At 68.7% G+C, this 9922-nt stretch carries 12 protein-coding genes; 8 read left to right on the top strand and 4 right to left on the bottom strand.

Annotated features, from left to right (window positions below):
- Positions 1–5: 5 nt before the first annotated feature.
- The 6 genes from QMO14_RS04785 to QMO14_RS04810 are packed head-to-tail and all read left to right on the top strand — an operon-like array spanning position 6 to position 5452.
- The gene (locus QMO14_RS04785; RefSeq protein ID WP_301504995.1) at positions 6–1388 is read left to right on the top strand and encodes an FAD-dependent oxidoreductase; all 1383 of its coding nucleotides are present in this window, start codon (positions 6–8) and stop codon (positions 1386–1388) included.
- Positions 1385–2554, top strand: a complete 1170-nt coding sequence (locus QMO14_RS04790; RefSeq protein WP_301504996.1) for a CaiB/BaiF CoA-transferase family protein — start codon at positions 1385–1387, stop codon at positions 2552–2554. Before QMO14_RS04785 ends, QMO14_RS04790 begins: the two co-directional genes overlap by 4 nt.
- Positions 2551–3327, top strand: a complete 777-nt coding sequence (locus QMO14_RS04795) for an enoyl-CoA hydratase-related protein (RefSeq protein WP_301504998.1) — start codon at positions 2551–2553, stop codon at positions 3325–3327. The genes QMO14_RS04790 and QMO14_RS04795 overlap by 4 nt, the downstream gene beginning before the upstream one ends.
- A 27-nt stretch (positions 3328–3354) precedes the next feature.
- On the top strand, positions 3355–3690 hold the full coding sequence (gene fdxA, locus QMO14_RS04800) for a ferredoxin (protein ID WP_301505000.1): 336 nt from the start codon (positions 3355–3357) through the stop codon (positions 3688–3690).
- A gap of 36 nt (positions 3691–3726) precedes the next feature.
- Complete coding sequence (locus QMO14_RS04805; RefSeq protein ID WP_301505002.1) at positions 3727–4641, top strand: LysR family transcriptional regulator; 915 nt, start codon at positions 3727–3729, stop codon at positions 4639–4641.
- Positions 4642–4690: 49 nt separating this feature from the next.
- Positions 4691–5452 (top strand): SDR family NAD(P)-dependent oxidoreductase, encoded by a 762-nt coding sequence (locus QMO14_RS04810; RefSeq protein ID WP_301505003.1) that lies wholly within the window; start codon positions 4691–4693, stop codon positions 5450–5452.
- Positions 5453–5478: 26 nt separating this feature from the next.
- On the opposite strand, the gene QMO14_RS04815 is transcribed toward QMO14_RS04810, so the two are convergent.
- Positions 5479–6489, bottom strand: a complete 1011-nt coding sequence (locus QMO14_RS04815; protein ID WP_301505005.1) for a CbrC family protein — start codon at positions 6487–6489, stop codon at positions 5479–5481.
- 292 nt (positions 6490–6781) lie between these two features.
- Here QMO14_RS04815 and QMO14_RS04820 point away from each other — a divergent pair, with 292 nt between their 5' ends.
- Both QMO14_RS04820 and QMO14_RS04825 read left to right on the top strand, forming a co-directional pair.
- Positions 6782–7540, top strand: coding sequence for a hypothetical protein (locus QMO14_RS04820; protein WP_301505007.1), 759 nt, complete (start codon positions 6782–6784; stop codon positions 7538–7540).
- A gap of 14 nt (positions 7541–7554) precedes the next feature.
- Positions 7555–8547 (top strand): hypothetical protein, encoded by a 993-nt coding sequence (locus tag QMO14_RS04825; RefSeq protein WP_301505009.1) that lies wholly within the window; start codon positions 7555–7557, stop codon positions 8545–8547.
- Here QMO14_RS04825 and QMO14_RS04830 read toward each other — a convergent pair.
- The 3 genes from QMO14_RS04830 to QMO14_RS04840 form a co-directional block, all read right to left on the bottom strand.
- The gene (locus tag QMO14_RS04830) at positions 8519–9100 is read right to left on the bottom strand and encodes a nucleotidyltransferase family protein (protein ID WP_301505011.1); all 582 of its coding nucleotides are present in this window, start codon (positions 9098–9100) and stop codon (positions 8519–8521) included. The two genes, QMO14_RS04825 and QMO14_RS04830, sit on opposite strands and share 29 nt — an antisense overlap.
- Positions 9101–9105: 5 nt before the next feature.
- The gene (locus QMO14_RS04835; protein WP_126021773.1) at positions 9106–9564 is read right to left on the bottom strand and encodes a RidA family protein; all 459 of its coding nucleotides are present in this window, start codon (positions 9562–9564) and stop codon (positions 9106–9108) included.
- Positions 9561–9922, bottom strand: a 362-nt coding sequence (locus tag QMO14_RS04840) for a transglutaminase family protein (protein WP_301505013.1), incomplete at its 5' end; no start/stop codon positions are given. The genes QMO14_RS04835 and QMO14_RS04840, both read right to left, overlap by 4 nt.

Raw genomic sequence — 9922 nt, forward strand, 5'->3', positions numbered from 1 at the left:
TTTCTATGAGCCGTATTGGCGACTGGATGCAGGAGCCCGCGCACGACGTGCGCGTGGCAGCCGAATCGGACGTGGTGGTGGTCGGCGGCGGCCCCGCCGGGCAGGCCGCGGCTTTGGCCGCCGTGCGCAACGGCGCGAGCGTGACGCTGCTGGAGCGCTACAACCACCTGGGCGGCCTCGCCTCGGGCGGCATGGTGCTGGTGCTGGACGACATGTGGGACAGCCATCAGCAGGAAATTTCGGTGCGCGGCATCTGCCTGGAGATGATCGAGCGCATGTCGGCGCTGGGCCTGGCCGAGTACCCGCGCCAGCACGAATGGGGCACGCTGCCCGAGTCGGTGCGGCGCTGGAAGCGCTGGGGCACCTACGACTTCCACAGCAAGACGAAGCCGCACCCCATCTGCTTCGCCGCCGCCTTCGACCCCGACGCATGGAAGCGCACCTCGCTCGAGATGGTGCTGCAGGCCGGCATCGAGCTGCGGCTGCACTCCTGGTTCTCGCGCACGCTGGTTGAGGACGGCAAGGTCAAGGGCGTGGTCTGCGAGACCAAGGGCGGGCGCGAGGCCATCCTGGGCAAGGTGGTGATCGACACGACCGGCGACCTCGACGTGGCCGCCTCGGCCGGAGCGCCGCACATCAGCGGCAGCTACATCGTGACCACCGTGTTCCGCCTCGGCGGCGTCGACACCGAGGAGGCCGAGCGCTTCGAGCGCGAGGAGGCCGAGGCCTGGCAGGCACTCGACCGGGAGATCAAGCACATGCTCGGCGGTGCCTGGGAAGCCTGGTGGCTCAAGACGCCGCTGCCGGGCGTGGTGTGGTGCAACTGCCCGCACATGCCGGGCCTCGACGGCCTGAAGGTGAGCGACCTCACACGCGCCGAGGTGCAGGGCCGCGCCACCATCCAGAAGGTGATCGACTTCGTGCGCGCGAAGCTGCCGGGCTTCTCGAAGTGCACGCTGATCGACATGGCACCGCAGACCGGCATCCGCCAGACCCGCCTGCTCGAAGGCGCCTACGTGATGACCAAGGAGGACGTGGCCCAGCGCACCCGCTTCGAAGACAGCGTGGCGCGAGGGCGCGACTACTACTACCCCTACCGCACGCTGCTGCCGCGCAGCGTCGAGAACCTGCTGGTGGCCGGCCGCCACTACTCGGCCACCTCCGCGGCACAGAAGATCTCGCGCGAGATCCCGCCGTGCATGGCGATGGGCGAGGCCACGGGCACCGCCGCCGCGCTGGCGCTGGATGCCGGCGTGACGGTGCGCGAGGTCGACATCGCGAAGCTGCAGAAGACACTTCGTGCGCAGGGCGCCGACCCCGGCGACCAGAAGGGGCCGAACGCCGACGTGCCGACCATCGCCCGTTCTTTCACGAAGGAGGCCGCATGAGCGCCGGCACCGACGCACTGCCGCTGGACGGCATCCGCATCATCGACTTCACGCAGGTGATGATGGGCCCGGTCTGCACGCAGATGCTGGCCGACCATGGCGCCGACGTCGTCAAGATCGAGCGCAAGGGCGCGGGCGACCTCAGCCGCTCGACCTTCGCGCCGGTGGCCGGCGAGGACAACCCCATCTTCTGCAGCCTCAACCGCAACAAGCGCAGCGTGGAGATCGACCTGCGCGACGCCGCGCAGATGGACTTGGTGAAGGCGCTCATCGCCGGTGCCGACGTGGTCACCAACAACTTCCGCGCCGGCGTGATGGAGCGGCTGGGCCTGGGCTACGAAGACTGCAGGCGGCTGAACCCGCGCATCATCTACGCCGTGGGCACCGGCTACGGCGAGACCGGCCCCTACGCCCACAAGGGCGGGCAGGACGTGCTGGCGCAGGCGCTCACCGGCGTGATGGCGCGGCGCGCCGATGCATCTGTTCCGGTGTCGATCTACCCGACTGCGCTGGCCGACTACACCGCCGGCATGCACATGGTGCAGGGCATCCTGCTGGCGCTGCTGCAGCGCGAGCGCACGGGCGAGGGGCAGAAGATCTCGGTGTCGCTTTACAACTCCATGCTGGCCATGCAGATGCAGGAGGCGGCCATGGTGATGATGGAGGACTCCGAGGTGAACTGGGCCGCCATGCCGCTGTCTGGCGTGTTCGACACGCGGACCGGGCCGCTGGTGCTGGTGGGCGCCTTCAAGGCCAACCCGCTGCGCGACATCTGCACCGCGCTGGGCATCGACGACCTCTCGCTCGACGCGCGCTACGCCACGCTCTCGGCGCAGTTCGAGAACAAGGCCGCGCTGCACGCCATCTTCCGCGAGCGCTTCGCAAGCGATACCCGCGAGCACTGGCTTGCGAAGCTGGAAGAGCAGGACCTGCTGTCGGCCCCGGTGCGCGACATGCGTGAGGCGCTGGTCGATCCGCAGACGCTGCACAACGCAATGATCCTGGAAGGCGGCACGCCCTCGGGCCGTGCGCTGAAGTTCATTGGCAGCCCCATCCACATGTCGGGCGCCAGGGCTGGCCTGCGCCGGGCGCCGCCCCGGCTCGGGCAGCACACGGCCGAGGTTCTCGCCGAGGCGCGCGCGCTGATCGAGGAGGCCGGCGCATGAGCGTTTTCCTCGAAGTCGCGGGCCATGTCGCGACGGTCACCATCGACCGGCCCGAGGTGCTCAATGCCGTCGACCTGCCCACCGAGGCAGAGCTGCAGCGCATCTGGAGCGAGATCGAGTCGCGCGACGACATCCGCGCCGTGGTGCTCACTGGCGCCGGCGAGCGCGCCTTCTGCGCCGGCGCCGACCTGAAGAACACCTCCAGCCTCAAGGGCGTGGAGTACTGGGCGGCGGCGCGTCCCGGCGGTTTCGGCGGCATCGCGCTGCGCGAGACGCTGGACGTGCCGGTGATCGCCCGCGTCAACGGCCTTGCCCTGGGTGGCGGCTTCGAGMTGGTGCTGGGCTGCGACATCGTGGTGGCCTGCGAGGAGGCCAGCTTCGGCCTGCCCGAACCGCTGGTGGGGCGGCTGCCGCTGGACGGCGGCATGCTGCTGCTGCAGCGGCAGATTCCCTACCGCCAGGCCATGGGCATGATGCTCACCGGCCAGCGCGTGAAGGCGCAGCGCGCGCTGGAGATGGGCCTCGTCAACGAGGTGGTGCCCCGTGCGGAGCTCGATGCGGCCGTCGACCGCTGGGTGCAGCAGATGCTGGCCTGCGCGCCGCTGTCGCTCAAGGCCATCAAGCAGGTGGTGCGGCGCACCGGCACCCTGGCGCCGGCCGAGGCGCATCGCATGCGGCTGCCGGCGCTGGTGGCGGCGCTGCAGTCGCAGGACGCCGACGAGGGTGTGCTGGCCTTCCGGCAGAAGCGCAAGCCGCAGTGGCTGGGCCGCTAGACCGGCCCGCCAGCGAAGGTGCATGTCATGCCCCACGTCATCACCGGTGCCTGCATCGACGTCAAGGACGGCGCCTGCGTCAAGTGCTGTCCTGTCGATTGCATCTACGAAGGCGCGCGCACTCTGTACATTCACCCGGATGAATGCATCGACTGCGGCATTTGCGTGTCGGCCTGCCCCACGCAGGCGATCTACGAAGACCTTCGGCTGCCGCCCGAAATGGCACATTTCTCGGCGATCAACCGCGACTTCTTCGCTGCGGAAGTCAGCGGACTGGGCTCGCCTGGCGGCGCGGCCGACACCGGCCCCGTGGCCTGCGACCACCCCGGCATCGCCCTGGAGCAAGCGAGGCCGGCCGGATGAGCCGAGTGCCTTGCACGCGTGCAGGAGGGCCGCCTGATGCATGCCAGCATCCTCAAATACTTCATCGAAGTGGCGAGCTGCGGCTCGGTGCGCAAGGCTTCGGAGCGGCTCTTCGTGGCCGCGAGCGCGGTCAACCGGCAGATCCACAAGCTGGAGGACGAACTTGGCGTGGAGCTGTTCGACCGCATGCCCAACGGCCTGCGGCTGAACGCGGCCGGCGAGCGCCTGCTGAAGCACGCGCAGGAGACGCTGCACCAGTACCAGGTGATGCGCACCGAGCTCGATGCGCTCAAGGGCGAGCGCACCGGCCACGTGAAGGTGGCGGCCATGGACTCGTTCTTCGAGGAGCTGCTGCCCTCGGCGGTGGAAGACTTCCTGCAGGTGTTCCCGGCCGTCACGTACACCATCACCGCGGTGCAGCCGATGGACGTGGCGCAGATGGTGATGTCGGGTCAGGTCGATGTGGGCATGACCTTCGTGAGCCGGCTGCCCGGTGGCGTGGCGGCGGTGGCGCTGGCCAGGCTGCCCATCGGGCTGGTGATGCCGCCGGGGCATCCGCTGGCCAACCAGGCGAGCGTGTCGCTGAAGGAATGCGCGCGCTATCCGTTCTTGCGCTCCAGCTCGCATCCGGTGATCAGCGCCGCGCTGTCGCCCGAGTTCGCCGCGTTCTGGGACGACATGGAGCCGGCCGCCACATGCAACTCGACGCCGATGCTCAAGCGGCTCATCAAGGCAGGCAAGGGCATCTCGTGCTTCTCGAAGATTGCCTTCATCGAGGATCTCAAGCGCGGCGACCTGATCTGGCGGCCTTTCGAGCTGCCCGCGCTCGACCAGCTGCAGGTCGGCATCGTGGTGCCCTCGCAGCGCGTGCTGCCGCACGTGACGCAGAACTTCGTCGGCCGCATGGCGCGCCGGCTGGCCCAACTCGAGATCGCAGCCGCCGCCGTGTAGACGCGGGTGGTGGGTGCGCCCACTTTTCAACCCAAGGAGACACGACGACATGAACGATCTGAAGGACAAGGCGGTACTGGTCACGGGCGCGAGCACGGGCATCGGCGCGGCGGTGGCGCGCGCGCTGGGGCAGGCCGGCGCGCGGGTGGCGGTGCACTACCGGGGCAGCGCCGACGAGGCCCGCAATGTGGCGCGCGACATCGAGGCCGCCGGTGGCCGCGCGCTGCTGGTGCAGGCCGACGTGACCGACACGGCTGCCGTCGACCGCATGGTGCAGACGGTGCATGCCGAGTTCGGCCGCATCGACGTGCTGGTCAACAACGCGGGCGGCTTCGTGAAGCGCTCGCCCATCGTCGATGCGGATGACGACTACATCGACGCGGTGTTCCGCCTCAACGCGCGCTCGGTGGTGGCGGTGAGCCGCCGCGTCATTCCGTTGATGGCCGCCGGCGGCGGTGGCGCGATCATCAACGTGACCACGCAGGCCGCGCGCACCGGCGGCGGGCCGGGCGCGGGCCTCTACGCGGCGTGCAAGGGCTTCGTGTCGACCATCACGCGCACCATGGCCAAGGAGCTGGTGAAGGACAAGATCCGCGTCAACGCGGTGGCGCCGGGCGTGATCGAGACCCCGTTCCACGACGGGCATTCGAGCCCCGAGGTGCTGAAGAACTTTGCCAACGCCATTCCCATGGGGCGGCTGGGCACGGCGGATGAATGCGTCGGCGCCTTCCTGTTCCTCGCGAGCGAGGCGGCCAGCAGCTACGTGACCGGCCAGGTCATCGAGGTCAACGGCGGGCAGGTGATGCCCTGATGGCCGTGCGCGCCGCTCAGCTCAGCTCAGCTCAGGTCGACGTAGCCGCCTAGCTTGCCGCAGTTCAGGCAGCCGAACACGAAGACTGCGAAGCTGCGCTCGCGCGAGGGCGTGTCGAGCAGCCATTGCCAGCCTTCGCCGGCATCGAGGCGCGCGTCGTCGCAGGTTTCGCGCATGAAGTCGCCGGCCGGCTCCGACGCGAGCAGCGCGCGGTCGACATGCTCGATCTCTCCGAGGAAGCGGCCGGCGTCGTGGCAGTGCGCCCACCATCGCTCCTGCTGCCAGCTGAAGAAGCTGGGTGTGCGTTGCGACACTTCTTCGATGATGCGCATCGGCAGTTCGACCTCGCCCATGCCCACGCCTGCGGCGTCGTTGAATTCGCCGTCGAACTTCGCCGCGGCCGAACCGTCGGCGATGCACCAGGGGCAGAAGTGCGATTCGTCGCCGATGGCGTAGAAGCTGCCGCCGTAGATGTAGCCGGTGGCCTGGCCGCAGCACTGGCAGGTTTCGCCGGACGTGCGCATCACGCCCGATTCGAACGGATCGGCGTAGTAGCGGAACACGGGCAGCGCACGCGCGGGGTCGGGCTGCACGGCCTCCGGCACGCGGGCCTGGTCGATGGCCGCCTGCAGGTCGCTGGCATACGGCGCGGACCACTCGCCGGTGTGCACGTCGAACAGCAGGATGTCTTCGGCGATGGTGCCGCTCGCGGGGTCGCGGCGCACGAAGAGCTGGCGGTACATCGAGTAGTCGTGCGCAATGCTGATGCCGTCGCGCGGAAAGCGCGCGTCCTGCAGCGCGAGCCGTGTGTAGTGGAGAACATCTTCAGCGGTGCGCTTCATCTGCTTGCGGTCGCCGCCGTCGAAGACCGGATGCAACTGCCACTCGGCATCGCGTTTTCGGGGATCGCCGAAGCTGCCGCCGTTGGATGCGGCATAGCGGCTTCGCAGGATCGGCGGCAGGGCGGCGCCCAGCTTTTCTTCGAGGTCGTGCAGTGCGCTTTCGGGTGCGGGTGGGGGCTGAGTGTGTCGATTCATGGAGAGGAATGAAGGACCGGATTGCAGTATGCCGAACACCGTGCGGCCGCTCGAACGCCTTCTAGAATCGTCCTCGCATTTCCTCTCGCGGCTGCACGCGGCCCGCCCGGAGCGCAACGCTCCTTCTCTTCTTTTTTCCTTGATGCCTTTCAGATTTCGACTCGCTCTTTCCTCCTCTTTTCTTACTCTGTCCGCTGCCACCGTCTGCGCCGCATCCACGCCTCAGCTCGTGCTCGTCCCCGAGTCCGAGCGGGCGCCGCAAACGTCCCAGATTCCCGCGCTCGACCGCGCCGTGACCGACTTCGCCGGCCTGGCTTCCGGCTCGTACTACTGGCCTGAAGGCCTGCTGGCAGAACAATTGATCGCCGGACTGGCATCGCGGCGCCACCGGCAGCAGCAGGCGTTGCCGGGCGGCAAGCGGGTGTTGTCGTCGTACCGCTCGCCCAACGGCGGCAGCGAGCGCTCGGCCCTGCTGGTGGATGACAGCACCGGCGAAGTGCTCGCCGCGGCACTGGCGCACCGCGAATGCGGCGTCAAATCATCGTCCACCGGTTGCCGCGACGATCAGCACGCGGTGCTGTCGATATTCCTGCGCCCCGGCATCGATCGCGCACAGGCGCAGCCGCTGGTCGACTGGAGCCGCACGGTGCCGAAGGAAGACCTGGACTCCGGCAAGGAAGAGAAGTTCGAGAAGACCGAGTACACGACCATGGACGCCGCGCACACCAAGGCGCGGCCGGTCACGCGGCCGAAAGGCTTTTCGCAGGCCGTACCGCTGTATCCGAGGGCTGTGCTGCACTACACCGGCCAGGACGCCCTGAGCGATGCGAAGGCCAGGCGCGTGCTGCGCCTGCAGACCGTCGACACCGTGGAGCAGGTGCTCGCCTTCTACAAGAAGCTGTCGCCGCCGCTCGAGGGCATTCAGTCGGAAGCTGACGAGCGTTCGGGCTACGTGCTCGGCAGCCTCAAGGGCATTGCCTTCTCCGTCAACGCCAAGGTGCCGCGCGACATGCCGGCGATCACCAACATCGAAATCGAGATCGCCGAATGAGCGCGCTGTTTCCAATGAAGACCCTGGCGTCGCTGCTGCTCGCCTGCACGCTCGGCGCCTCCGTGCACGCGGCGCCCGTCACCACCGAGCTGCCTCCGCCCCGGCTGAAGCTCAGCGAACAACCCAAGATCCGCAGCGCCGTGATTGCCATGGTCGGCTATGTGCGCGGCAGCTACACCGACGGCGACAGGCTCATCGCCGCGCAGGTGCTGGACGGCATGCGCTCGCGCTTCGACGTCACCCGCTCCGTGTGGCCTGACGGGCGCACGGTGATTGCGTCGGTGAGCGGCGAAGGCCACGGCGAGGAACGCTCGGCGCTGCTGCTCGACGGCGAAGGCCGCCTGCTGGCGATCGGGCTGGTCAACGGCCACTGCCGCGATTCCACCAAGCGCGACGAGCCCAAGGTGTGCAACCCCGACCCGCAAGCCGTGCTGACGATCTTCCATCCCGCCGACGCCAGGCCATCGGATGCCGAACCCCTGATCGCGTGGGCCAAGACGCTGCCTTCGTACCACGCGCTCATGGCGCAGAGCGATGACCCCGCCGAAGCAGCGGCCGCGCAGAAGATCGCCACCGTCGAATACATCGCGGGCCAGCCGACGGCGCCGGGCTGGCGCAATGCGGAACTGCCGGCGGGCTTTCCGGCCTCGCTGAAGCCGCTGCTCGTTCAGACGGGGGAGGTGAACAGCACCGCCAGCGCCGGCAAGATCGTGATACCCAAGGGGCTGGCCGGCCTGCCGATGTACACCGACCGCGAGAACGCCCGGCTCAAGGGCGCCCGCTGGCCGGATGCCGAAGTGACGCTGCGCAGCTACGCGGCATTCGACGACCTGGTCGCCACCTACCGTGAACTGGCCAAGGGCGCGAGCCTGGAAGCCGGCGACAGTGAGCGTGAGCGCGAGGCCGTGTTCAGCGGCACCGACGGCGCGGGCCGCTACACCGTGCGGCTGCGCGATGCGAAGGAAACCGGCGTGTTCGTCACGGTGTCGAGCTGGAAGCGCAAGTAGCGATTCGCAGCCAGGGCCAGCGCGACTGGTAGTCGCGCGCCTTCACGGCGAACATCTCCGGCATCGGCAGCAGCGGATTCATGCGCAGGATGCCGGCGGCCAGGTCATCGAGCCCGTCGGGCGCGTAGAGCGAGCCGTCGGCCAGGTCGATGCCCACGCGGGTGCAGGCGATGAGGTATCGGTCGATGCCGTCGCGCGCGGACTGCAGGCGCGGGTAGGGCGCCTTGAAGCGCTGTTCGTACCAGAGGTGCACGCGGGCCTGGTTCTTGACCTCGATGGTCGCGCCGAGGTCGGCGGTGGCTTCGCGCACGCGGCGGATGACGGCGTCTTCGGCTTCCCACGACAGGTCACTGTCGTCGAAGTAGAAGACGTCGTAGTCCTTCACGCCCCAGCCCGGCGGCCGGCCGGCTGTGTGGTTCCACGCGGACTGGAAGATGCAGCCGGCCGTGAGGAAGCTCTGCCGGAGCCCGAGGCCGGGAAGGCGGCTTGCCAGCGCCGCGTTGACGGGGTCCTGCATCGCCTGTGCGATGAGGGCGTCGGGCGTCAGCGCCAATGCGATCAGCCGACTTCGGCGATCAGCTCGATCTCCACGCAGGCGCCCAGCGGAATCTGCGCCACGCCGAAGGCGCTGCGTGCATGCGCACCCTTTTCAGGACCGAAGACTTCCGCGAAGAACTCGCTCGCGCCGTTGGTCACGAGGTGCTGTTCGGTGAAGGTGCCGACCGAGTTGACCAGGCTCATCACCTTGACGATGCGCTTGACCTTGTTGAGGTCGCCCACTGCGGCGTGCAGGGTGCCCAGCAGGTCGATGGCAATGGCGCGGGCGGCCTGCTTGCCTTCTTCGGTGCCGATGTTGGCGCCAAGCTGGCCCGTCCAGACCTTGCCGTCCTTCTTCGCGATGTGGCCCGAGAGGAACACGAGGTTGCCGGTCTGCACGAAGGGCACGTACGCGGCGGCGGGGGCGGCGACGGGCGGAAGGGTGATGCCGAGGCTGGAAAGTTTGTCGTAAACGCTCATGGAGACTCCTTGTCTTGGGAAGGCGATTGTGTCTGTGTTTGCGGCAGGCCATCGACCACTTCCCCCACCGGCTGCACGGTCACGCCGACCCTCAGCGTGTGCCTCGCGCCGCCATGCAGTACGCCGCGCATCGGCGAGACGTCGGAGTAGTCGCGGCCGATGGCGAGGGTGACGTAGTCCTCGCCGGGCTGGCGGCCATTGGTGGGGTCGAAGTCGACCCAGTCGCCGGGGCTGCCGCCGGTGCCGTCGTCCTCGCCGGGCAGGTACACCGACACCCATGCGTGCGAGGCGTCGGCGCCCACCAGCCGGGGCTGGCCGGGCGGCGGCTGCGTGAGCAGGTAGCCGCTCACGTAGCGCG

This window comes from Variovorax sp. CAN15 (assembly GCF_030462475.1).
Lineage (GTDB): Bacteria > Pseudomonadota > Gammaproteobacteria > Burkholderiales > Burkholderiaceae_C > Variovorax.